The organism is Ferranicluibacter rubi (assembly GCF_011603255.1).
Taxonomy (GTDB): Bacteria; Pseudomonadota; Alphaproteobacteria; order Rhizobiales; family Rhizobiaceae; genus Ferranicluibacter; species Ferranicluibacter rubi.
Genome location: NZ_JAANCM010000010.1, coordinates 1 through 23,591 on the forward strand (window position 1 = coordinate 1; position 23,591 = coordinate 23,591).

General features: G+C 58.6%; 22 protein-coding genes and 5 pseudogenes. 16 read left to right on the forward strand and 11 right to left on the reverse strand.

Annotated features, from left to right (window positions below; translation table 11 throughout):
* A pseudogene (locus tag G8E10_RS26050) lies at window positions 1-298 on the reverse strand (IS21 family transposase); the annotation flags it as partial.
* Window positions 299-341: 43 nt separating this feature from the next.
* Between G8E10_RS26050 and G8E10_RS17980 the strand changes: the two are divergent.
* Window positions 342-1,562, forward strand: a complete 1,221-nt coding sequence (locus G8E10_RS17980) for an IS256 family transposase (RefSeq protein WP_167130170.1) — start codon at window positions 342-344, stop codon at window positions 1,560-1,562.
* A 45-nt stretch (window positions 1,563-1,607) separates the two neighbouring features.
* On the opposite strand, the pseudogene G8E10_RS17985 reads toward G8E10_RS17980, so the two are convergent.
* A pseudogene (locus G8E10_RS17985) lies at window positions 1,608-1,838 on the reverse strand (helix-turn-helix domain-containing protein); the annotation flags it as partial.
* A gap of 127 nt (window positions 1,839-1,965) precedes the next feature.
* On the reverse strand, window positions 1,966-2,364 hold the full coding sequence (locus G8E10_RS17990; RefSeq protein ID WP_167130171.1) for a winged helix-turn-helix transcriptional regulator: 399 nt from the start codon (window positions 2,362-2,364) through the stop codon (window positions 1,966-1,968).
* A 166-nt stretch (window positions 2,365-2,530) separates the two neighbouring features.
* Here G8E10_RS17990 and G8E10_RS17995 point away from each other — a divergent pair, with 166 nt between their 5' ends.
* Genes G8E10_RS17995 through G8E10_RS18015 form a run of 5 tightly spaced genes read left to right on the forward strand, consistent with a single transcriptional unit; the run spans window position 2,531 to window position 5,569 of the window.
* Entirely contained in the window at window positions 2,531-2,929 is a 399-nt protein-coding gene (locus G8E10_RS17995) for a DoxX family protein (RefSeq protein WP_167130172.1), read from the forward strand.
* 22 nt (window positions 2,930-2,951) lie between these two features.
* On the forward strand, window positions 2,952-3,689 hold the full coding sequence (locus G8E10_RS18000; protein ID WP_167130173.1) for an SDR family NAD(P)-dependent oxidoreductase: 738 nt from the start codon (window positions 2,952-2,954) through the stop codon (window positions 3,687-3,689).
* 41 nt (window positions 3,690-3,730) lie between these two features.
* The gene (locus G8E10_RS18005; RefSeq protein WP_167130174.1) at window positions 3,731-4,477 is read left to right on the forward strand and encodes an SDR family NAD(P)-dependent oxidoreductase; all 747 of its coding nucleotides are present in this window, start codon (window positions 3,731-3,733) and stop codon (window positions 4,475-4,477) included.
* 52 nt (window positions 4,478-4,529) lie between these two features.
* Window positions 4,530-4,910: an MAPEG family protein gene (locus G8E10_RS18010; RefSeq protein WP_167130175.1), complete on the forward strand. Its 381-nt coding sequence runs from the start codon at window positions 4,530-4,532 to the stop codon at window positions 4,908-4,910.
* A gap of 32 nt (window positions 4,911-4,942) precedes the next feature.
* On the forward strand, window positions 4,943-5,569 hold the full coding sequence (locus G8E10_RS18015) for a VOC family protein (RefSeq protein ID WP_167130176.1): 627 nt from the start codon (window positions 4,943-4,945) through the stop codon (window positions 5,567-5,569).
* 285 nt (window positions 5,570-5,854) lie between these two features.
* Here G8E10_RS18015 and G8E10_RS18020 read toward each other — a convergent pair.
* The 5 genes and pseudogenes from G8E10_RS18020 to G8E10_RS18040 form a co-directional block, all read right to left on the reverse strand.
* Window positions 5,855-6,070, reverse strand: a pseudogene (locus G8E10_RS18020) (hypothetical protein); the annotation flags it as partial.
* 297 nt (window positions 6,071-6,367) lie between these two features.
* On the reverse strand, window positions 6,368-7,591 hold the full coding sequence (locus tag G8E10_RS18025; RefSeq protein ID WP_167130177.1) for an FAD-dependent oxidoreductase: 1,224 nt from the start codon (window positions 7,589-7,591) through the stop codon (window positions 6,368-6,370).
* A 4-nt stretch (window positions 7,592-7,595) separates the two neighbouring features.
* Window positions 7,596-8,072, reverse strand: coding sequence for a RidA family protein (locus G8E10_RS18030; RefSeq protein ID WP_167130314.1), 477 nt, complete (start codon window positions 8,070-8,072; stop codon window positions 7,596-7,598).
* A gap of 5 nt (window positions 8,073-8,077) precedes the next feature.
* Complete coding sequence (locus G8E10_RS18035; RefSeq protein ID WP_167130178.1) at window positions 8,078-8,800, reverse strand: gamma-glutamyl-gamma-aminobutyrate hydrolase family protein; 723 nt, start codon at window positions 8,798-8,800, stop codon at window positions 8,078-8,080.
* Between the two features lie 8 nt (window positions 8,801-8,808).
* Window positions 8,809-9,957 carry a M20 family metallopeptidase gene (locus G8E10_RS18040; RefSeq protein WP_167130179.1) on the reverse strand — a complete coding sequence of 383 codons (1,149 nt, stop codon included), beginning with the start codon at window positions 9,955-9,957 and terminating at the stop codon, window positions 8,809-8,811.
* 103 nt (window positions 9,958-10,060) lie between these two features.
* On the opposite strand from G8E10_RS18040, the gene G8E10_RS18045 reads away from it, so the two are divergent.
* From G8E10_RS18045 to tnpC, 4 genes and pseudogenes are all read left to right on the forward strand, one after another.
* Window positions 10,061-10,660, forward strand: a complete 600-nt coding sequence (locus tag G8E10_RS18045) for a LysR family transcriptional regulator (RefSeq protein WP_343289822.1) — start codon at window positions 10,061-10,063, stop codon at window positions 10,658-10,660.
* A 116-nt stretch (window positions 10,661-10,776) separates the two neighbouring features.
* Entirely contained in the window at window positions 10,777-11,127 is a 351-nt protein-coding gene (locus G8E10_RS18050; protein ID WP_165906884.1) for a transposase, read from the forward strand.
* On the forward strand, window positions 11,127-11,477 hold the full coding sequence (tnpB, locus tag G8E10_RS18055) for an IS66 family insertion sequence element accessory protein TnpB (RefSeq protein WP_343289829.1): 351 nt from the start codon (window positions 11,127-11,129) through the stop codon (window positions 11,475-11,477). The genes G8E10_RS18050 and tnpB overlap by 1 nt, the downstream gene beginning before the upstream one ends.
* 73 nt (window positions 11,478-11,550) lie before the next feature.
* Window positions 11,551-13,821 (forward strand): annotated as a pseudogene (gene tnpC, locus G8E10_RS26340) (IS66 family transposase).
* A 74-nt stretch (window positions 13,822-13,895) separates the two neighbouring features.
* On the opposite strand, the gene G8E10_RS18070 reads toward tnpC, so the two are convergent.
* Window positions 13,896-16,064: a bifunctional diguanylate cyclase/phosphodiesterase gene (locus tag G8E10_RS18070; RefSeq protein WP_167130180.1), complete on the reverse strand. Its 2,169-nt coding sequence runs from the start codon at window positions 16,062-16,064 to the stop codon at window positions 13,896-13,898.
* Window positions 16,065-16,629: 565 nt separating this feature from the next.
* On the opposite strand from G8E10_RS18070, the gene G8E10_RS18075 reads away from it, so the two are divergent.
* Complete coding sequence (locus tag G8E10_RS18075; protein ID WP_167130181.1) at window positions 16,630-16,773, forward strand: hypothetical protein; 144 nt, start codon at window positions 16,630-16,632, stop codon at window positions 16,771-16,773.
* Between the two features lie 91 nt (window positions 16,774-16,864).
* On the opposite strand, the pseudogene G8E10_RS26345 reads toward G8E10_RS18075, so the two are convergent.
* A pseudogene (locus tag G8E10_RS26345) lies at window positions 16,865-17,031 on the reverse strand (integrase); the annotation flags it as partial.
* A gap of 547 nt (window positions 17,032-17,578) precedes the next feature.
* On the opposite strand from G8E10_RS26345, the gene G8E10_RS26055 reads away from it, so the two are divergent.
* The 4 genes from G8E10_RS26055 (at window position 17,579) to G8E10_RS18095 (ending at window position 20,980) form a co-directional block, all read left to right on the forward strand.
* The gene (locus G8E10_RS26055; RefSeq protein ID WP_281517671.1) at window positions 17,579-17,875 is read left to right on the forward strand and encodes an ATP-binding protein; all 297 of its coding nucleotides are present in this window, start codon (window positions 17,579-17,581) and stop codon (window positions 17,873-17,875) included.
* 145 nt (window positions 17,876-18,020) lie between these two features.
* Complete coding sequence (locus tag G8E10_RS18085; protein WP_167130182.1) at window positions 18,021-19,961, forward strand: pilus assembly protein TadG-related protein; 1,941 nt, start codon at window positions 18,021-18,023, stop codon at window positions 19,959-19,961.
* A gap of 1 nt (window position 19,962) precedes the next feature.
* Complete coding sequence (locus G8E10_RS18090) at window positions 19,963-20,538, forward strand: TadE/TadG family type IV pilus assembly protein (protein WP_132715239.1); 576 nt, start codon at window positions 19,963-19,965, stop codon at window positions 20,536-20,538.
* A gap of 4 nt (window positions 20,539-20,542) precedes the next feature.
* Window positions 20,543-20,980, forward strand: coding sequence for a TadE/TadG family type IV pilus assembly protein (locus G8E10_RS18095; RefSeq protein WP_167130183.1), 438 nt, complete (start codon window positions 20,543-20,545; stop codon window positions 20,978-20,980).
* A gap of 405 nt (window positions 20,981-21,385) precedes the next feature.
* Here the strand turns inward: G8E10_RS18095 and G8E10_RS18100 are convergent, their stop codons facing one another.
* Window positions 21,386-21,640, reverse strand: coding sequence for a hypothetical protein (locus G8E10_RS18100; protein ID WP_281517652.1), 255 nt, complete (start codon window positions 21,638-21,640; stop codon window positions 21,386-21,388).
* A gap of 693 nt (window positions 21,641-22,333) precedes the next feature.
* On the opposite strand from G8E10_RS18100, the gene G8E10_RS18105 reads away from it, so the two are divergent.
* Window positions 22,334-23,326 (forward strand): sensor histidine kinase, encoded by a 993-nt coding sequence (locus G8E10_RS18105; protein WP_167130317.1) that lies wholly within the window; start codon window positions 22,334-22,336, stop codon window positions 23,324-23,326.
* The last annotated feature ends 265 nt before the right edge of the window (window positions 23,327-23,591 follow it).

Consider the following 23,591-nt stretch of genomic DNA (forward strand, 5'->3'; position numbering starts at 1 on the left):
TGACGAAGCGTGCCCAGATGAGGCGGCTGTGACCCAACACCATCGAGAACAACCAGACGATCCTTGGCGTCATTGGCTCGTCGGTGAAAACGACATGGAACTGGGCGAAATCGACTTGGGCCTGTTCCCCTGGCGGTGTCTCGAAGCGAACTTCGAAACCTGGATTTGCCGGAGGTCGCACGTCACGAAGGAAGTCCGTGACGGCGGTGTAACCGCCGGCATAACCTCGATCCCGGAGTTCTCGGAGCAACCGACTGCCAGTGAGGCCGGGATAGGTCTTCACCGGGAGTGTCAGGAATTTCGAGTACGGGCGTGCATAATGGGTACGAAGGAGATCACCCATGGCACGACGGAAAGAGCCTGTTATTTCGGATAGCATTCTGGACCAATTATTGGCCGGTTCTGATGCGAAGACAGCTTTCGAGAGCAACGGGCTTCTCGATCAGTTGAAGAAAGCCCTGGCGGAACGGGCTTTGAACGCAGAGATGGATCATCATCTCTCTGGCGAAGCGACTGCCGGCAACAGCCGCAATGGCTACGGCCGCAAGACGGTACTGACGGATAGCGGCTCGCTTGAGCTTTCCATCCCGCGCGACCGGCAGTCGAGTTTCGATCCTCAATTGCTGGCCAAATACCAGCGGCGCTTTCCGGGCTTCGACGAGAAGATCGTCTCGATGTATGCGCGTGGAATGAGCACGCGCGAGATCGTCGGGCATATCCAGGAGCTTTACGGCATCGACGTGTCGCCCGACCTGATCTCGGCTGTCACCGATGCCGTGCTGGACGAAGTTGCGACGTGGCAGGCTCGGCCCCTGGAGCCGGTCTATCCGCTGGTGTTCTTTGATGCGTTGCGCGTCAAAATCAGGGATGAAGGCCATGTTCGCAACAAGGCGGTGCATATTGCGCTTGGCGTGCGCGGGGATGGTACGAAGGAGATTCTCGGTCTCTGGATCGAAACCAACGAGGGTGCCAAGTTCTGGCTGCGGGTGATGAACGAGCTGAAGAACCGCGGCGTCGAGGACATTCTGATCGCCGTCGTTGACGGTTTGAAGGGCTTTCCAGAGGCCATCAATGCCGTCTTCGCAGAAACGACGGTGCAGACGTGCATTGTTCACCTGCTGCGAAATTCGCTGGATTTTGCCTCGTGGAAAGACCGCAAGGACCTGGCCCGAGAGCTGAAATCGATTTACGGCGCCATTGACGATAAGGCGGCGGAGACAGCCTTGACGACGTTCGAGGGTGGCTTCTGGGGCCGGAAATTCCCGGCCGTCGCCCAGATTTGGCGGCGCGCCTGGCAGGAGGTCATCCCCTTCTTTGCCTTTCCCAAGGACGTGCGCCGGATCATCTACACCACGAACGCCATCGAAGCCTTGAATTCCAAGCTGCGTCGCGCTGTGCGGGCAAGAGGTCATTTCCCGAGCGACGACGCGGCGACCAAACTGCTCTACCTCGTCTTGAACAGCTCCGAGAAAGAGTGGAAGATGCCGCCGAGAGAATGGGCGATGGCAAAATCGCAATTCTCAATTCTGTTTGCGGACCGCTTTCAGGCCGCAAGGGCGTAGACGCGAATGTTCAACCGCACGCCCGTACACGAAATTCCTGACACTCCCCTTCACCCGCTCCCGCAGGTATGAAGCAAACGGATCGATAACCGTCGCGCGAGGCTTTCTCGGTCCATAAGCCGGGACTTCGAGGCCCCGCTCTATGTATTTGCGCACCGTCTTGCGATCGATGCCGGTTTCTCTGGAAATAGCTGACACTGTCAGGCCCTGCTGATGCAGATCCAAGATCATGATCGTCTCCCTCAGCTTGATCACCAATATCCCCCTTCCGACCATCGGAAGGAGTATTGACGATGACGCGCCGCTGGTCTTCCGGGGCGCGCCCCGGAAGACCAGCGGCCGCAGCACCTGGGGAAGATTCAAACGGCACTATTGGGGAGTATTGCTCCGGTACTGACACCGCTTAGCGCGCCTCACTCGACCTGCCCTTCTGTCCGCTTTGAGCTTCGGCCTTGCGACCTCGCGTACTCGGTCGCGGAGGAATTGTCTTGCCGTATTCCTCCCACCAAACGGTTAGCGCCGCCATGGTCGGGCCAAGTCCCAACGCCTTCTGCGTCATTTCGTATTCGACACGCGGGGGGACTTCGGCAAAGACCGTCCTTGAGACCAGGCCGTCCGCTTCAAGCTCTCGGAGCTGCGCCGATAGCATATGCTGCGTGATCCCGGGTATCGCTTTTCGCAACTCGCCGAAACGATAGACCCGCTGATGCAGCAGCCACATTATTTCCAGTTTCCATTTCCCGGAGAGCATCGCAAATGCGCGGCGCATCTCGTCTTGCATCGTGAAATCGCTTTCGGCCATTAGTCTGCTTTTCCATACTTAGTGCGATTAATTCATCGTACTTGCGCTTTTTCATCTTAGTTGTCAGATACGTACAAGCTCAGCGCCATGGGTGCAATACCTCATCCGAATAGCGCAAATATAAACGATCAATCTCGTCGAGACACTCGACGGGGAAGGATAAGTCATGGCTACAGTCTACACCTACTGGATCAGTACGGCGCTTTTGTCGTTGCTGTATCTCTCATCCGCCGCGCTCTATGTGGCGAAAAGAGATTATGTCGAAAAGGCCCAAGCCGACCTTGGCTATCTGGCGACGTACCTCGTACCATTCATGATTGTCGTAAAAATCTTGGGGCCGCTCGCGATCCTGACGCGGTTCAACGTGCCGCTGAGCGATCTCGCCTATACCGGCATTTTTTATCACCTGATTCTTTCGGGCATGGCGCATCTCGGTGTGCGCAGCCTCAAGGGAGCAGCTCCGGCGATCATCGGACTAGCGCTCCTGGCCGCATCTTTCACGACGCAAAACTACGCTCGCGACGTCTCGTCGCCCTATGCGCTGCAGACGGCCGCGCAGCAATAATTCCGAAACAATGGAGATCACTATGAAAAGACTTGAAGGCAAGGTTGCCATCATCGCCGGCGCCGGTCGCGGTATCGGCCGCGCCACCGCCAAACTCTTCGCAGCGGAAGGCGCCAAGGTTGCGGTTCTGTCGCTCACGCCTGCCAACATTGAGGCGGTTGTTAAGGACATAGAAGCAGCTGGCGGCACTGCGATCGGCGTCGTTTGCGACGTGAGCGATGCAGACCAGATCACAGCAGCTGTGAACAAGGTCGTGACGGCATATGGTCGGATCGACATTCTGGTGAACACCGCCTTCGATCCCTCCGTTGCCCTCTCCTCCGTCTCGGATCTGTCGGTTGAGGGTTTGCAACGAAACTTCGACATGGGACCGATCGCCTATCTGCGCTTGATGCAGGCCGCTCACCCCTACCTCAAGGCCAGTGGCGCCGGCCGCATCATCAATCTTGGTTCCGCCGGCGGTCTTCTCGGAATGGTCGGTTACGCACCCTACGGAATGGCAAAAGAAGCGGTTCGTGCCCTCACCCGCGTCGCCGCTCGTGAATGGGGTTCGGACGGGATCACCGTCAATAACGTCATGCCGATCGCCGACACATTCGGCAGTGACCGCCCGCCGTTGCCCAACGTTTTTGACCGCAATGGCTCACCGGAGGACGATATCGCACCGGTCATTCTGTTCCTCGCCAGCAAAGAGGCACAGTTCATCACCGGATCGAGCCTCGTGCCCGACGGTGGCATGACGATCGACGCCGCGCGCTGAATCCAGACGCAGGACATTCAATGCATTTAATGGAGAACAACATGGGCCGTCTCTACGGAAAAGTCGCCATTATCACCGGCGCAGGGCGCGGTATTGGTCGCGCGACTGCAAAATTGTTTGCGGCTGAGGGCGCGAAAGTTGCGGTATTGTCGCTGACTCCCGCCAATGTCGAAGCCGTCGTGGCTGAAATCGAGGCCGCAGGTGGAACCGCGCTGGGCATCGCCACGGATGTCAGCAATCCCGATCAGCTCAAGGCTGCAATCGACACAGTCGCCACGACCTGGGGCGGTATCGACATCCTGGTGAATAACGCGTTTGACCCCTCGGCTGTACAATCGTCTGTCCTGGAGCTGTCGGTCGAGCAGTTGCAGCGCAATTTCGATACCGCACCGATCGCGTTTTTGCGAACAATGCAGGCGGCATACCCGTATCTTAAGGCAAGCGGGCATGGCCGGATTATCAACTTCGCTTCCATGGCGGGCGTAATCGGTCTTCCACCCTATGCCCCCTACAACATGGCAAAAGAGGCCGTGCGGGCACTTACGCGCGTCGCAGCGCGTGAATGGGGCGCTGACAGAATTACAGTGAACAACGTGCTGCCTGTAGCGGACACTTGGGGTGCGGAAGCTGCGAATGCGCCCGCTCCTCAAAATGCGCTTGCTCGCTATGGATCCCCTGAAGACGACATCGCGCCAGTCGTCCTGTTCCTCGCCAGCGAAGATGCGCGTTTTATCACCGGCTCTAGCCTGATGGCCGATGGAGGAATGATCATCGACAGCGGGCGTTGAACCGCCGCTCGCCGGCTCGAAAACCATTCGTCATCTCGAAGGATAAGACAACATGCTTCCCATCACCTCATTATTTGCTGCGGGCTTCGCCGTCGCTCTCGTCGCTCTGTCGTTTCCGATCTCGCTTCGCCGATTGAAAGTTGGTGATATGATTGGAAGCAGTTCGGATGAGCAGTTGCAACGGCGCATTCGAGCCCAGGGGAATTTTATCGAATACGTGCCGCTTGGTATCCTCGTGCTGAGCCTCGTCGAGGCCCAGGCCGCGCCATTCTGGATCGTCATCGCGATCGGCACAGCTTTGGCTACCGGGCGTGCTTTGCATGCAGTGGGTATGTTTTCAGCATCGGGACCGATCCGCGGTTTCGGTATGATTTTCACCTATCTGGCTTTGTTGCTCGCCGCCGGCTGGCTTATCGCAAACGTCATCTTCTGAGATCTGAGGCAGGGCAAGGTGAAGCTAAGCGAATGACCCTCAACAACGAAACAATTGTGCATCCGCGATTACACCATCTTGGTTTAACTACAGGATCAACCAACCCGATGGTTGAATGGTATAGGACAGTGTTAGGCATGTCCGTCGTACATCAGACATCCTCTGCCGCCGGCAAACATTCGGATGAGGCAATCAAGACGACCTGGGTTAGTAACGATGAGGCTAATCATCGTTTGGCCTTCGTCGAACTGCCCGGGCTACAAAGCGATCCCATCCGCAGTCGCCGCTCACGTGTTCAACATTTTGCGTTTGAGTATCGCGCACTGGAGGAGCTGTTGGGCACCTACCAACGTTTGCGCGGCCTCGGCATCCTGCCGGTACTGTGCGCCGATCAGGGGGCTCAGACCGCTTTTTACTACAAGGATCCGGATCAGAATATCGTTGAGGTCGATGTCGACAATTTCGGCAATCCATGGACATCGTCTGAGTATATCCGCACCTCCCCCGAGTTTGCGAGCAATCCTCTTGGCGTTTTCGTCGACCCGGACAAAATGATCGCTGCACATGACCGAGGGGCTACAGCGTGGGAAATTCATGTCCTGGCACGGTCTGGTGAGTTCGTGCCGGACAAGCCGTATAGTTTACAGGTTTTCATGTAAGACGGAGGAGTTGGGAGAGAGGCTGATCGTCCTTCGAGTACAGTACTAAAGACCTGGTGGCACCTAGACCTTTCAATACCGGATCTCGCTGGCAGGTGGGGGCATGGAGCTGATCTACTTCCCTGCCATTATAGCCGACTGAAACGCATAGACCGTGCGTGAGCACACGATCCGGATCGGTAGGGACCGGGCGGTCAGATCGTGCCGAGAGGATAGCCAGCTCGACATTCATCTGCCAGACGAGCGCGCTATAGGCGCGCGCCCGTCATTCAACTAACCCGCTGTTTAGTCGAGTCTGTAGGCGATGACGGAATCGCCCGGCGTCGTGCCGAGCGAGCCGTGGCCGCCGGCGGCAACGACGATATATTGCTTGCCGTCCTTGCCGCGAAAGGTCATCGGCGTTGCCTGGCCACCGGCCGGGAGCGCCATTTTCCACAATACCTCACCGCTCTGCATATCGTAGCCGCGGATGGAGTCGTCGAGGGCTGCCGCTGTGAAGGCACGCCGCCGGCACGGGGGTTCGAACATCAACTACCTCGAGCGCAACTATAGAAATTTCACTCTGGTCGAGGTCGAGCGCCTCTCCTACAGCAGCCGCTGGACAGTCCAGTCCGAGCGCGTTCAGGCTTTTGCTGCGAACAACAGTCGCAGACAATGACGCTGGCTTGATCAAGGTGAATGAATATCTGAGCAGCGTCCGGAATTCAGGCGACCTGCAAAAATGGAACACCGCCGCGAGAAATGGCACTGTCGTCGAGCCTGCAAAAACTGAATGACGATCAGCACTGTTCTGAAGCTTTAAGCGGGCAGGCTCGGCGGCTTGTTCCTCAGGCATTCGGCCAATCGATTGGCCGCAGCAATTGAGAGAGTCCACCCTAACGAGCCATGCCCGCAATTTAAGAACAATCCCTTGATCCTGCTTTCTCCGATCAGAGGCTGGCTGTTGGGCGTTACCGGTCGCCATCCGGTCCAAGCGTTGAGCTCTGCCTGAAAATCCCCTGCCGAGGGAAATGCCTCCTTGGCAGTCTGTAACATCGACTGAAAACGCGCCTCGCGGAATTCGCTGTTATTTCCGATATCGGCGATCCCAGCGATACGCAGCTTATCTCCCAGCCGGCAAAAGACAATCTTTCGGGCAGTATCGGTGATGCTGGCAGTCGGGGCATTCAGACCGGCGGGGATTGTCGTCGAATACCCCTGCACTGGCCAGATCGGCAGGTGGGCACCAACGGTTCTTGCGATGTCCACAGCGCCAGTGCCAAGTGCGAGGACGACATTTTCACAAGCAAAGTCGCCCGCATCGGTGACAACCGCGTCAATCCGCCCTCGCCGCTTCTTTAGTCGTTCCACCTTCGTCTCGAACCGGAACTTTACACCATGCTCGACTTCGAGCAGGCGTTGCAGATTCTCGCAGAAGAGCCGAGAGTTACCGACCTCATCCAGAGGTGCCCAAAGTGCACCCGCGAAACTGTGTCCGTAGTGCGCCAGAGCCGGTTCGCGTTCAATCGCCTCGCGGGGGCCCAGAACAACCTGTTGAGCACCATAGCGGTTCTTCAAGCCACAGAGCTTTTCGGCGTATCGTAGCGCCTCCGTGGTGGCGTAAAGGTTCAACTTTCCCGGCTGGCGGTAGTCGAAGGTGACCTTCTTCGAGAGTTCCGCAAAACCCTCCCGGCTTTCCATAGCTAGTTTGAGGAGATCAATCGTGTTGCGTTCGAAACGTCCGCGGGTGGCGTTGGCGAGGAATCTCATGCCCCAGATCAGGAACGCGGGCGAGGCCGACAGATCTATACGAAAGGCCGGATCACGCCCCAACAGATATTTGGGCAAGTTAGCAGCCAAGGACGGCGATGCCATTGCATCGGAATATGAGTAACTGAGTTGAGCGCCGTTGCCAAAGCTCGCGCCGCCCCCAGCCGCAGCATTGGCGGCGTCGATAACCTGAACATTGAAGCCCTCGCGAGCCAGGGCATAGGCGGACGTCATGCCAACGACGCCGGCACCCAGGACGATCACGTCACGCATGGATCTATGCCTCATCGCGCAGGCGGGCGATCACTTCGATTTCCACCGGCACCCCGCGTGGCAGCGACGCGACGCCTATGGCAAAACGGGCATGCTGTCCGCGCTCACCGAAGACCGATACAAGGAGATCAGAAGCACCGTTGATGACAAATGGAATGTCGGTGAAGTCAGAAACGCAATTGACGAAGCCAGATACCTTCACGATTTCGCCGATTTTCGAAAGATTGCCATCGGCTGCCAGCGTCAGCTGTGCGATGACGTTCAGCGTTGCCAGCTTTGCGGCCTCATATGCTGTGTCGCGTGACACCTCCGCGCCAACCTTACCAGTGTATTTTACCTGACCGTCTTCGAGCGGTAGCTGGCCGGAAACGTAAATCTGCCCCCGGTCAATCTTGAACCCCAGGAGGTTTCCTGCCGGCTTGGAGACAAGCGGCAATGTGAGATTTTGCGCCGACAGACGCTTCTCAGGAGCTTCGGTCATTGATGTCACTGTGCTCTCGTTAAGGAATATTCGTTTGCCGCCAGCAGGAACCCGTCCCAAACCAGAGCATCGGCTGGACTGACGCCATACTCAGGGTGCCACTGGACGCCGACGGCAAAGCCGTCTGTCAATTTCTCGATTGCTTCGACGACGCCGTCGGAGGTGGTCGCGATCGTCCGGTATGTGTCCGCCGGCATGACCGATCGATGGTGAACGCTATTCGTCGCGAACGTTGCAGCAAACGGCAGTTCGAGGCGTTCTGAGCGGCCAACAATATTGATGGAATGATGGTCCGTGTCAGCCGGCTGATCCGGTTTATGTTCAAGCGGGCTTGCTATTTCCGTGAGAATATCCTGGACGAGCTGTCCACCGAGGCACACCGCTAAAAGCTGCATGCCATTGCAAATGCCAAGAACGGGTATTTTCCTCTGGAGCGCGCCTTCGATGAGTTTTTTTTCGAAACTCGTCCGCGGCGGTTTCATGACGTACTGGTTGCGTGCTGCTTGCCCGTACAGCGCGGGATCGACGTCAAACATGCCGCCCGTGATGACGAGCCCATCGAGGATGTCGAGATAGGGCGTCACCTCTTCCGTGTATGGGAGGAACAGCGGAAGCCCGCCCGCCAGAACAACCGCGTCGGCATAATTTTTTCGCACGACGTATTCTGTTTCAGGAGCAGGAACGTCGTTGATGTCTGGCGTGATGCCAATGCGAGGGAAAGCTCTCATAGGGATCCTCAAGAAAGCCAGCTGATGGCGACGTCACGGTAGATCTTCACTGCTTTCAGGACATTCTCGACAGAAACAGATTCGTCGGCCTGACCGCTGAGGCCCAACTCGCCAGGGCCAATAATCGCGAAGGGAACAGTGAGTCCGTCCAGCAGACCGGTGGCATCGCTGTAATACGAAACACCTTTGATGTCCGGCCTGCGCCGCGTGTGACGGTCGCAGACCTCAGCGCAGACCTGGACGAAGCGATCATCTGGAAGGCTTTCGACTGCCGGTTTGAAATCCAGAATGCTGATGGCAACATGATCAGGTGCGATATCCTCTACCTGTTTGACGACCGTCCGATGATCGACGCCCGGCGGCAGCCGAATATCGAAATCCACCACGCACTTGTCGGGTGTCAAATTAACCGCCGAACCGCCTTCAATTCTGCCGACGCGGATGGTCGGGTCATCAAGAAGAGGATGCGGCGGGCATTGCAGTTTGAGACCCTCAAGGCGGCTTAGGAATTTCTGAACCGCCGCGATCGCGTTGACGCCGGCATCGCCGGACACATGGCCAAGGCGACCGGTGGCGGTCGCTCGCAACCACAAAGCGGATTTCTCAACGACAACGATATCGAGACCACTCGGCTCACCGCATAGAAATGCGCCGATCTCGGATTTAAGGCCACGCTCGACAAAGCGCCTCGCGCCAAGGAGATTGGCGCTCTCGCCTGCCGTGAAGGCCAGTATGACATCCCCAGCCAGCAAATGTCTCTGCTGTACGAGTTCACCCGCTGCGGCGATCATCGCTGCTAGCGCGCTCTTCATATCGGAGGAGCCTCGCCCGAATAGCCGGCCGCCCTCGATATCGGCTGAGAACGGAGCACGTTGCCACGCAACTGTTCCAACGGGCACTGTGTCCATATGCGAAGAAAGAATGAGGGCGGGCTTTTCACCACTTCCTCTTACTCTACCAAGAACGTTGGCACGGCCAGGGAGGAATTGTTCCAACTCGGACTCGACCCCGAGCGCCAGTAGCTCCTGGTGCACAAGTTGAGCGATCTCGAGCTCGCCCCCTGGGGGATCGCAGCTGTCAATCGCAACGATCTTTCCAAGAAATTCAATCGGATCAAATGAGCGCTGATCGACTTGATGTCTTGCTGTTTCCGCCATCTCACATTCCTTCACATTTGAATGGAGAATGGCGCTTACATTCATTTGGATGAAGCGCTAATATCTGATTGATTTATCGACAATCCAAATGAATTGAGATGCCGTGGACACTTCACTGCTACGCTGTTTTCTGACAGTCTCGGACACTCAGAGCTTCTCGGTCGCGGCCTCGCGCCTCAATGTGACCCAGTCGACGGTGAGTCATCAGATCGCACGGCTGGAAGAAGATCTGGGGAAACAACTGTTCGAACGCACGACGCGCAGCTGTCGTATCACGGCCGACGGTCGCGACCTGGTGCCATATGCCGCTCGTGTTCTTCAGTCTGTCGACGAAATGGAACAGAACTTCAAGCCCCAGCTGTTGCGTGGCAAAGCGGTGATAGGCGGTCCTGACGACTACTACCTTTTTGCGACAATTACTGACGCGCTCAGGGGCTTCATGATGGACAAACCAGGTGTTGCTGTCGAAATGAAAGCTGGGCTGGGCGCAAACCACATTCGGGATCTGCGGGATCGGAACCTGGATCTCGCGGTGGTTCGAGAGATCGGCGGTAATAGCGGTGAGGTATTGCGATCAGAGCGCATCGTCTGGATCGCTTCTCCTAACTGGGTTCCTCCTGCCGATGGTGTATTCCTGCTTGCTGCCGTCGATGGCGGATGTGTCTATCGGAAAGCGGCGATGATGGCCATGGACGAGAGGTAAGCGGCAAGGAGACCCCATCTGGCGCGGCTGATGCTGAGCAGGGTATTTCGGGCATACGAGTTCTCTGAATGTGAGGATCTATGTCTAGACCTGCGGCTAGCGTTGGGTTGATGCGAATGATCGAAGCGGTGCCCGATCGCCTTGACGGGTCGCCGCGACAGTTGCGGCGTTTCTGGTCCGACGAATTCAAGGCCACAGCGGTTGAGCAGGCCTGTCAGCCCGGTGTGAACGTGTCGGCAGTCGCGCGGCAGATCGGGATCCTGCCGTCTCAACTCTACCGCTGGCGCAGAGAACTGTTGGGCAGCGATGAGCCTGAACAGGCAGCAGCGGCATTTGATCCGCAGAGCGTCGCACCTGACCCTGACCCCGTCGTCGAAATCGTCATTGGCGGTATCGTTGTGCGAGCCGGCCGACATGTCGAAGAAGCGCATCTGCAGTTTGTCATCCGAGCGGTTCGCTCGGCCTGATCCCCGCAGGTGTAAAGGTCTTCCTCGCCAGTCATCCCATCGACTTCCGCAAAGGGCCGGACAGCTTGCTGTCGCTGGTGCGTGATGCCGGCAGTGATCCGTTCAACGGCTCGCTCTATGTCTTCCGGGCCAAACGGGCCAAACGGGCCGACCGGATCAAGATCGTCTGGTGGGATGGATCCGGGGTCTGCCTTTACTCGAAGCGGCTGGAGAAGGCGCAGTTCTGCTGGCCTCGGATCGGCCACAACCGGGTGCAGCTCAATCATGCCCAGCTTATTGCGCTGGTTGACGGCATGGACTGGAAACGGGTTCACTCCGTGGCGGTGAAGCCGCCGGAGATCGTTGGGTAAAGGCCTGCGGCGAAGTGAATCAGCCGCCTGAGAGGGCAGGAAAACCGGAGCGAAATATGCTCTGATAGGCCTTATGACGCCGCCCGATCTGCAGCTCCCGGATGATGTAGAGACCCTGAAAGCCATGCTCCTTGCCATGGCCGAGAAGGCAGCGCGCGCCGATGCTCTCGAGAGCGAGGTCGCAGATCTGAAGGCCAGAAACGCCGATGCTGATGGACGCATCGAGCGACTGACCCAGATCCTGAAAGCCTTCGATCGTGCCCGCTTTGGCCAGCGATCGGAAAAGCTCGCATCTCCAACGATTGACGATGAGCAGCAGGCCTTTGTCTTCGAGGAGATCGAGACCGGCATCGCTGCAATCCGAGCCCAGGTGAACAAGAGCGTCACTTACCCCGATGGCAAACGTCCGCCCCGGCCGCGCAAGGGCTTTGCACCTCATCTGGAACGGGTCGAAGTCGTGATCGAGCCAGATGAGGTGCCCGAGCACGTCGGCAAACAGAAGGTGCTGATCGGAGAAGACGTCTCGGAGCGGCTGGACGTCGTGCCGGCGAAGTTCCGCGTCATCGTCACCCGCCGACCGAAGTATGCCTTCAAAAACGAAGATGGCGTCATTCAGGCAGCTGCACCCACGCACATCATCGAGGGCGGCATTCCAACGGAAGCGCTTCTGGCCCAGATCGCGGTCTCGAAGTATGCCGATGGCCTTCCGCTCTATCGGCAGGAGGCAATCTATGCACGCGACAAGGTCGAGCTTGACCGGAAGCTGATGGCTCAATGGATGGGCAAGCTCGGCTTCGAGCTCAACATTCTGGCCGACTACATCCTGGCCGAGATCAAGAAGGCTGAGCGGATCTTCGCTGACGAGACTACGTTGCCCACGCTCGCGCCCGGATCCGGATCTGCCAAGACGGCCTGGCTATGGGCTTATGCCAGGGATGACAGACCCTTCGGTGGCAGTGGTCCGCCGATGGTCGCCTATCGCTTCGAAGATAGCCGCGCTGGCGATCGGGTCGCCCGGCATCTGAGTGGCTATCGAGGCATCCTTCAGGTCGACGGTTATGGTGCCTACAACAAGCTTGCCCGATCTGACGGCGGCAATGACGGCATGATGCTCGCTGGCTGCTGGTCCCACACCGCGGCATCACGCTGATGGCACCGAGACCCTGGAGGTCATCCCGCGTCTTTGGAAGGTCATTCAGACCGTCCGGGAAAAGTTCTCCCGCCGCGAATGCGAGAAGATCACCCAGCCGCCATCCCCCTTCCATGTGACGCCGCGCGGCTTTGCCGGGCCGAACCTTCTGGCGATGATCCTGTTCGAGAAGTTCGCCCAGCATTAGCCGCTCAACCGGCAGAGTGAGCGCTATGCCCGCGAGGGCGTCGACCTTAGCCTGTCGACGCTTGCCGATCAGGTCGGCGCGTGTGCTGCGGCCCTGAAGCCCATCCATTCGCTGATCGAGGCCCAAGTCCTGGCCGCCGAGCGGCTGCATGGCGATGACACGACCGTGCCAATCCTGGCGAAGGGGAAGACGGATACGGGGCGCATCTGGACTTATGTCCGGGATGACAGACCCTTTGGCGGGCTATCACCGCCTGCGGCTTTGTTCTACTCATCGCGGGACCGGCGGCAAGTGCATCCCGAGCGCCACCTGAAGACCTTCACCGGTATTCTGCAGGCGGATGCTTATGGCGGCTACAATCCGCTGTTCAAGGTAGACCGCAATCCCGCGCCTCTGGCACAGGCCCTGTGCTGGGCCCATTCACGCCGCAAGTTCTTCGTGATGGCAGACATCGCCGCGAACGCCAAACGTGGCAGCAAAGCCGCTCCGATCTCGCCAATGGCATTGGAGGCCGTCAAACGGATCGATACCCTGTTCGATATCGAAAAGGAGATCAACGGTCTTACCGCCGAGCAGCGCTTGGAGCGCCGCCGCCAAGACAGCCAACCACTCGTCGAAGAACTGCACGATTGGCTCCAAACCGAGCGGGTAAAACTGTCGCGCAGTTCTCCGGTCGCAGAGGCGATGGATTACATGCTCAAGCGATGGGATGGCTTTACGTCATTCCTCGATGATGGCCGGATTTGCCTGACGAACAATGCTGCCGAACGAGTGCTCAGAGGCTTTGCACTCGGCAGAAAGTCATGGCTGTTTGCCGGATCGGATCGTGGTGCTGAACGTACGGTGTTCATGGCGACACTGATCGTGAGCGCCAAGCTCAATAACGTCGACCCACAGGCCTGGCTCACCGACGCTCTCGCAACATTGCCGACACGCCGATAAGCAGGCTTGAGCAATTGCTGCCGTGGAACTGGACACCGAAGACCCTGAGCGCTCACGCAGCTTGACCTGCGACCTTGGTCGGATGCTTACGATCCTCTAGCCTTGCCGTTAAAAGCATGTGGGAGGTCAAGCGTTGGCCTCATTGACTGACGCTCTTCCACTTGGTGAAGTATCGCTCCATCATCTCTGCTTCAGACATAGGCTTGCTATAGAGATAGCCCTGCATGACATCGCAGCCATACAAGCTCGCAGCGCCGGCCTGTAATTCTGTTTCGACGCCTTCTACGGTTACCGATATGCCCATTGCGCGGGCAAGGGCGATGGTCGCCTGTAGGACGGCCGCCGCATCCTGTTCGGTATCCAAGGCCGCGACCAGCGACTTGTCCACCTTCACCCGATCGAACGCAAAGCGGCGCAACATCCCAATGCTGGCAAAGCCCGTTCCAAAGTCATCAAGGGCGACACCGACACCAAGCCCTTTCAGTGCTGTGATTGCTTTCAGCGCCTGCTCTGGATGACTGATCAGAACGCCCTCTGTGATTTCAAGGGTCAACCGGCCGGGGTCGATTCCGGCTTCTGTTAGAATCGCTTCAACCTCGTGGGCGAAACCGTTATCCTGCAGCTGGACCGGCGAAACATTTACGCAGACGCCCACGTCAGGCCAGGCGGTCGTTGCTTGGATGGCCTTTCGCAGCACCTGCAGGCCCAGCATGTCGATGAGCCCGGCCTTCTCGGCGATGGGTATGAAGACATCTGGGGGAACCCGACCGAGCGGCGAGCTGCTCCAGCGCGCCAGGGCTTCGACACCGCAAATCGTCTGGTCGATGGTCCGGACAAGGGGCTGGTAGAAGACCTCGATCCCCTCGGTCTCCAATGTCTTTCGGAGATACTGTTCCATCATCATGTCATCGCGCCGGCGCTGTTCGAGCGCGCTGTCGAAGGTGACGATGCGGCCGCGTCCAAGGTTTTTGGCGCTATAGAGCGCAATGTCTGCCGCTCGCATGAGGCCGTCCATGCTGATATCAGTCAGCCGTGCCGATGCCCGACCGATGCTGCCGGCGACTTGGATTTGCCGGCTCCCTAGGTGAAAGATATCGCAAGCAGCCGACAGAGCCAACTCGGCGACATCTTCCGTAACGCTTGCATCGAGACCAGTGGTCACGACAATCGCGAATTCGTCGCCGCCGAGCCGGGCCAGCAAAGCCGTCGGCGGCAAGTCTTTTTGCAGTCGTCTGGCAACATCGGCAATGAGCTCGTCGCCGACCGCGTGTCCCCAGGCATCGTTGACGCGCTTGAAGCCGTCGAGATCCAGCAGACAGAGTTCGACGTTCCCCTCGTGCGGGTTGCGGGTCAGCTTTGCGAGATGTTCCAACAGCGCCCGCCGGTTCCACAGGCCGGTCAATGGGTCTTTAAGTGCCGCATGCCTCGCCGCCGCCTCGTCCTGCCGGAGCTTTCGAACGGCCACCCATCCCGCAACGGCAATGCCGGTGAGAAAGATCGCCAGAATGGCTGCGCCGACAGCAAGCTGCGTCTTGACCGTGAGGAAGCTGCGGCTGCCTGGCAGCTTCGAGGGCCAGCTGAGATAGGAGATGGACTTGCCTTCGATGTCGGTCAGCGGCACATTCAGCATATTGTCTGCCCGCGCCAGGCTGAGGGTCAGCCTCTCGATTCGGAAACTCTGCGAGAGGTCGCCTATTACCTGCGTCGTCAGATGCCGAGCCATGACGAGCGTGTAGAGATTGCGCTCCTCAATCCGCGTGCTGCTGCTGCTCGGCCGGATCTTGGCGGCGGCCATCAGCGCTACGCCGCTCTTTGACCGCACGGCATAGACCGGAATGATGCCGGCCTGTTCGCCCAGTTGATCCGCATTGCGCACGATCGTTGTGAAATGATCGCCGAAGAACTGCTCCGGCGGCTCGGTTAGCTCCTTGCCGTCCTTGTAGGCCACGATGACGTTACCGCGCGCGTTCGTGACGACAGCGGTGTCATAGGCCGGATTCTCCAAACTCGTATTTGCCCAGTTCTGGGTGATCCAGTACTTCCGGTTGATGGAATTGAGCTGCTTGTAAGCACCGTCCCAGGTCGCGTTGTCATGGAGAATGCCAAACAGCTGGGTGCGAAGCGCATCCACGGCCGCGGTCGTCGCGTCCAACGCTCGCTCGTCGTCAATTCGGTTGGCTGTGTCCTTCATGGCATTGACGGAACGAAAAACGATGCCTGCAAAGATGCTGGCCACGAGAATGAAGAGGAGTGCCACGATCAGGACCGCTCTTCGCCGTCGCCGATTGTCAGTATGGGGCAGTGCCATTATCAACTCCTCCACCTCCGGCAGCTTTGCTGCCGGGAGTTCCTCGGAGATAGAATAGTCGCAAGGCAGTCAAGAATTTATGACCAGTGCACGCTTACGTTCCGCGTTTTTTCTCCATGTCGTACGGCCAACTAAATAAGATATCAGCGCGCGCTGCGACAGTCTGCGGTATCACCGCCTGCGGCGACGCGGCGACGCGGTGGCCAGTGCCGCAGCTGCCGGAGTTACGATTACTGGACTGTGTCGTATCATGCAGTAGCGTATTTTTTGGGCATGATGCCGATGATCACCGCCCAGGGGTAAACTGACGTTTAATGTTGATATCGACTGAGAGCTGATGGATGCCCCTCCCGACGGCATCGCAATGTTCCAGAGTGATATCCGCCAGCAGCTCGAAGATTCCGTTCGCTTCGACACGCTCGACGTCACCGCCGGATAAGCTCTGTCGAATCTCGGCACTGCCAGTCTCAGAAGGCCGACGTAGACGTTACGGCGGCCTTCATCTGTCCAGCAGGCCCCTCTCGCAGCTCAGTCTCAGCGCGCAATGGGATGCGTCAGCGTGTAAATGACATCCGACAATCGCGTTTTTATATCCTACGACGATATTGTTGTGACGCTTGCGGCAAACTCGAGTGCCGGCATGGCGCATATTGTATTTGCGATCGACTATCTTACCAACAAAGATCACGGCATCATTCTCGACGTGTAGGCGACAGAGACATTCTCCAGGCGGAGGTCGGTGCAGCCGCGCGCCTCCCTGTCGTTGAGACGATCCCGTTCGACGGGGCCCAGTCGTGTCAGGTGACACCGTGGAACAGCGGTCCGCGGACAAGCACGGCAAACGTGTTCAGGTTTCGACCGCCACGATGGGGCAGGTGGCGCCCGATGATCCACGACCCACCGGGACCTTTCGCCGTCCCGTCTTGCCGCGCAATGTGACGAGCATGCCTTGATCGAGGATGTCGACCTAGCCGAGACATGACCGTGGCGATATGATGAACCTCGCGATTAATGATGAGGCCGCGTTTGGTACTGTTTCAGGAAAAGGACGCGAAACGACGCTTAATCGAACATGCCGCAACACCGGCCGGGGACGCGGGATCAATTCCATATACTCAAACCCGCCGGAGACACCGTGCTGCAGCGATCGCTCGCCTTCATGATGCCGCCGGCATGGTTTTGGCACTGGAGAACCGGCCATGAGCGCGACCCTCGATGCCGTTCTGTCCATGTTCGATTGTATCCGTGATGATCTCGTCGGTCTGGAGATGCCGCGCGCACTGGAAGCGCTGGACCTTGTCGTGCGCTGCTCGAGCACGGTGTGCTATCCGCACTTGGGCCATCGATATCCTCGTGTCCGAGAAACTGACCCTCCGCGAGATCAGCCGAATTAAGACCGCCTTGCGGATGGGGAGGATGACAACGATCAAGACACTTGCCGGTTTCGACTTTACCTTCCGACCCTTGCGGGACCGTGATTGCATCTTCCTCCTGGCACAACTCCCCGGCTTCGATTGTCACGAGCGGTTCACGTTCTCGGCCCACCAGGAATAGGCAAGATTCATCTTGACACAGCGCTGGGCGTCGAGGCCTCGAAAGCCGGAAAGAGCGTTTACTTTACGACGCGCGCTGACTTAACCGGCTCGCTTGCCCGGTCCGAACGGAAAGGTCGTCTCCATGAGTGCATACGCTTCTTTTGCAGGCCGAGCCTGCATCGTCGGAGAGATCGGGTAGGGTACAGGCCTCTAAGGGGATTGACTTATATAAGCGGCACGTTGCGTAGACCGATCTTTCTGCATAGGGCATCGTAAGAACGGACGAATTTTTTTCTGTGAGCCCCTAATTTTAGGGGAATGTTAGAATATCCGCATCATCTTCATTGCTAGTGATGGACTCGCGAAGTGTGAGCAGCATCGCCTTGTTATTATCAATTTTCAAACTGACAGTAGGACGTCCGTGTCCAGTATATTGAACGACGAAAACGGCGGAGTCGCGATTATCGCGGCCATCATATTGCCGATTATGATCGGCTTTGCGGCGCTTGCAACGGAATACAGTTATTCCCTGACGAAGCAGATCGAGCAGCAGCGGGTTACGGATGTTGCCTCTTATGCCGGCGCGCTCGCTTATGGTAAGGCAACGAGTGAAGCGGCGATGCAGGCGAGCGCCAGGAGCATTGCGGAACTCCAAGGCATGCCTGCGGGAAACGTTACTGTCAGCCTCGTCACCTCGCCGCGCAACGCTGCGGCGAAAGCCGTGTCCGTCGTCGTATCGTCGCCACAGCCCATCTATCTCGCAAAGGTCGTCGGCGCTCTCGACGTAACCATCCAGACGACCTCTCTCGCCGAAATCGGCAGCGGAACCGAGGAGGCTGCCTGCATCATCGCACTCGACTCCGCCAGCACCGGCATAACCATGTCCGGTGGCACGACGCTGAGTGCGCCGGAATGCACCATCGCCTCGAACGCGACCATAACTTCGCCTTGCGGTACCTCGATCATTACGAAGCAGGCGCTATACAATTCGGCTTCCGCCCCTGAGCAGCCGGAATGGTGCCGAAGCATTCAGAAAGCTGACAAGAGCCCTGCGCCGATCGTAAAGGCGGCGACGGCGGACCCGCTGGAAAGCCACAAGGGCGTGCTCGCAGCCTATGCCAGCGTAAAGGATACCGCCAACCTTAAAGGGCCAGCACCGCCGGGCGCCGTCCGCGGCAGCGACCTCGACTTTAACCCTTGGGACCGTACAAAGCGCGAGGCGCTGGCCACCGCTCTTGCGGGACAGGGATGCACAGCCGCTTTCGACAACAACACGTGGACGGTCACCTGCGACGCATCACGCGATACGTTCACCTTCGGCAACCTTTTAATTGAAAGCAGCCTGCTGCTCGAATTCGACCTCAACCGCGACATCGCGCGAAAGGGTGCCGCGAACTATAATTTCACGAGCATCAAGAGCCAGAGTGGCGGCAACTACCGCTTCCCCGCTGGCACCTACGTCGTTTCCGCTGGCATCACCATGGGCGGCAGCGAAGCGCGCTTCGGTGCTGGCCGTTTCCAAGTGGGCAAAGGCCCCTGCGGCTTCAGCATATGCGGCGGCAATAACGGCATCATGAGCTTTGCCGGCCCTTCCGTCTTCGAGCTTCCTGCGGGCATTCTGGTCAGCGGTGGGCTCGACGCGCGGCTCGGAGGCGGCGACCGGAACAGCTACCGTTTCGGCATGTCACAGACAGGCCGAGCGATCGACGTGCAGAGCGGGTCGCTGATCCTTGCCGGCGCAAAGGGTTCGGCCACGACCTTCGAGATTGCAGGTCGTATCGAAACCGGAGGCGGCACCTGCCTGGCTCTGCCTGCCGTTGACAGCCACGAGATCAACGGCTCTGTAAACGTACAAGGTGCGCTGGAACTCGGCGCCGGTGCCTACCTGATCGACGGCTATCTCGGGCTTGGCCAGAGCAGCGGGGGGGCTTCCACCTGCAACGGCCGCACGACGAGCCTTCTGGCCAATAATGTCACACTCGTGCTTTCCGGCAAGGAACGCATGTCGGGCGGCGCCTGCGACGGGACGGCTTTCTGTGCTTCTGCCGGATATAACGACATGGTGCTGGTCTCACCGACAACGGGTACTTACGCCCAGCTTGCCGTACTGGGTCCTGCCAAGGTCAAGGCTGGGGCGACCCTTACCGGGGGTGCTGGCGGCGGCATCATCGCCGGCGCCTTCTATTTCCCGAATGGTCCCATCCGCATGGACGGCGGGGCGTCGGCATCCGGTACCGCCAGCGATTGCCTGACGATGATCGGCAGTGCCATCACCGTTGCCGGCGGCACGTCCGCAGCCACGAAATGCAAGAAACTCCTCGGGGCCACGGGCTCGAAGAACTCCGTCAAACTGGTTCGCTAACATGATCCGAAATCTTGAAACCTATCTAAGCAAATTTCGCAAAAGCCGTAGCGGCGCTTCTGCCGTTGAGTTCGCTTTGATCGCGCCTGTCTTCCTGCTGATCTTTGCAGGCACGGCGGAAATCGGCCTGGCGACGATGACGCGAATGCAGGTCAACGAAGCGGTTTCTGCGGCTGTCAACCGCGCGCTGATTTCGGGCGCAGCGGTAACGGCGGCGACCGCCGACACGACCGTCTCTACGTTTGCGACCATGCTGCGGGTCGCGCGCGGAGGTCAGTCCGAACATTCCCAGTTGGCCATCAGCTTCAATGGCGGCCGCACCTACACATCCGTCGAGGGCCGAATGACGCCGAAAGGCTCTGCGTCCGCCGTTGACGAATGCCGGTGCCCGACACAGAGCGGCGGCACTATCCAGTGGGGGAGCAAGGTGCCCTGCGCCACGGCGTGCCCCGACAAGAGCCTGTCGGCACGCTATGTTTCGTTCGAACTGACGCAGCCCTACAAGCCACTCCTTCCCGCCGCTGGTCTCATCGGCACCGAAGGTATCCGTATCCAAACACTTGCCGTGCTGCAGTAGTCCCGTGACCTACCGCTTCATCAAGGACCGCAGCGGCGCAACAGCCGTGGAATTCGCTATTGTCTTCTGGCCGCTGATGCTGCTGTTGTTGGGGACGGTTGAGATCGGCCGTGTCCTTTGGACCCAGACCGCGCTTGATAAGACAGCAATGACCGTTGCTCGTTGCATGGGTATCCGCGCCGACGGTTGCGCAACGGCTGGCATTTATAAGCCAGACCTCACCGTGGCCTTTGCCAAGAGCGAGGCTGGAGGTTGGGGGATCTCGCTCACCAATCAGATGATTTCGCTTTCAGACGACGTCGCCTGCGACGAACTGCCGGGGTTCTCTCGCGTCACCTTGCAAACCCAGATCGTGTCTCCGCTGCCGTTCATCTCCACTCTCCTCGGCTCCGAGCAGATGAGCGCAGAGGCCTGCTTTCCACGGCAAGCTGATCCAGCGTAAGAGCCTGAACAAGGCTGTTAGCCTCACGTACCAAAACATTCTGAGCTATCGTCGCAGAGCGAGACGGACGGACCTGTCGCAATTTTTGCACCTACCCTATGTCATTTTAGCCAACGCGACGTCCGGGGTGATTGCTAGGTCTGAGATGAGACATTATGTCGTGGTCTGGAGTAGGGGGTGAGCTTTTGTCCGCCCCCGCCATTTACGTTAGGAAATTGACCCGCACGCTCGCCTGTCAGCTCTTGCGGGTTTTCCGTATCGTAAGAGTGATGCTAATGGGTATGAACCACATTGCTTCACCTCCAGTTCGACAGCGAGACCTTGTCTTTGGTCGGGGTGGCCAATCCTACGCGATGCGCCTTGCAGGGCGAGTCTGCTTTTGCTGCGAAAGATACTGGTGTGGGTTCAGAGGTTCGCGGTGGCGCCGTCGAGGTCGGGGGGCATTGCAATTTCTAACAGGGAGTCTGCCGGATCAGGGGCTTCCGCGTAGGACCGCCGACGATTCCGGATGACTTCCTCCATAGCGTCAAACACCTCGGGTATTCGCCAGCCGGCGAGGACTGCGTCGTCGATGAGGCGCGTGACCGGAACGTTGAATTTCTCCTGGCATTCGAGTGCACGGTCTGGTCCGATGATGTCGCTGCTTGGTCCGTTCGTCATGATGTTCTCCCAGTTGGTGCACAAGAACATTAGTCGTAGGTGATTGTTCCGCTACTGGATGCCCGTCGAGCCTTGCACGATCGGATTGGGTGTCGGCGTGACGATATCGTTCATGAGCTCGCAACGAACTCGCTGAAGTATGGATCTCTATCAAGCGCTAACGGAACCCTGAACGTGGCCGGCACCATCGTCGGAGACAATGTAGAGATCACCTGGAGCGAGCAGGGTGGGCCCGAGGTCGCGCCACCTCAGGGTGCGGCGGGCTACGGAAGCAAGCTGATGGAGCGGACGATGTCTGGGACGCTCGGGGGCTCGATAACCTATGCATGGCCAGCCAGCGGCGCGCTTGTATCGATACGTCTTAGGCTGGATAGAATTGCTCTGTAAGTTCCGCGGATTTGTTCAGAAGCGGCAGGCCTGAACGAAACCAAGGTCGAAGAACGCGACTCGATCGTGCGGACACGCGAGGCCGAGACGCTTGGCCTGCGTGAGGCGCGTCTCGCCAAGGAAGCGACGATCATCGCCACCGCCGCACAGGCACGTCTCACCACGCGTTGAACGACGGCTTGCCCCATGCAGGCAAGGGCTTGTGTTCCCTGTTGAAAGGTGACCCTGCTCTGAAGCAGAACAGGCATGATCATTCCCGGCAATATCTGTGGGACAACCGCCTGCGAGCACACGATGACAGACAGTATGACCAGAGACGAACCTGACTGGGGACCGGAACATCTGCGCGGTGCGATCGAGGCTGCAGGCGTAGCATTATGGTCCTGGGAGGTCGATACCGATGTCTTCGTCATGGACGGACACGGATACCGCCTCTGGGATGTGGGGCGGGAGGGCACGCTGACCTTCGAACACCTCTCCGAGAAAATTCATCCGGCTGACCGCGACCGGGTCCGGGCCGCCTTCCGTGCCACCCGCGCTGTGAAAGGGCCGTACGAAACCGACTTCCGCATCATCGTAGGATCGAACATCCGCTGGATATCCGCGCGTGGCCAAGGCCACGACGAAGGGATCGTCGGTCGGACCATGACAGGGGTCTTCCTCGACGTGGCCGGGCGCAAGCAGGCTGAAGAGGGTCACGAACTACTGGCGGGCGAAATGAGCCACAGGGTCAAGAACCTGCTGGCTGTGGCAGCCGGACTGACCAAGATAACGTCCAGGTCATCTACATCTGTCGACGACATGACCGACCAGCTTACCCGGCGACTGATCGCGCTCGGACGGGCCCACGATCTGGTGCGGCCGCTTGCCGACGGGCAGGGCAACGCCGCTTTGCTTGGGGATCTGTTCACAGTTCTCCTCGCACCCTATGACAGCACCGCAGCGTTCTCAGGTCTAATAAGGGTCGCGGTCCCGCGAATGGGTGTGGGGGAGAATGCGGCCAACGGCCTCGCGTTGGTCATTCACGAGCTGGCAACGAACTCGCTTAAGTATGGAGCGCTTTCTAGCCCGGAGGGAACGTTGGACGTGTTCGGCACGGTCGTTGGCCAGGACGTTGAAATACTCTGGAGCGAGCAGGGCGGGCCTGATGTCGTCCCGCCGGCGGAAGTTGTCGGCTACGGCAGCCAGCTCGTCCGACGAACGATGCAGGGTACGCTTGGTGGATCGATATCCTTCGAGTGGCCGCGGAGTGGCGTGCAGGTGACCGTAAGGATAAGAGAAGATCGTTTGGCCTTGTGAGGTATGCAACCGTGCCCGGATTCCAAAACCATTAGCCGACGCGGCCATCACAACAAACGCGGCGGCACAGAAGCGCCGGAGAAGTTCTCCCCTCCGGCCGATCCGTCAGGCCTTCATCATTTCCTGGCGATCGATACCGACGACCTTGGCGCCTCGCTTGGCAAGTTGGTAAAGCGTAGCCGCGCCCATGGCGCCGCTGGCCGTCTCCTGAAAGATGGCCTAGCACCCGCGTTCTCCAATTGGTCGAGCTTAGTCTACAGGGTCT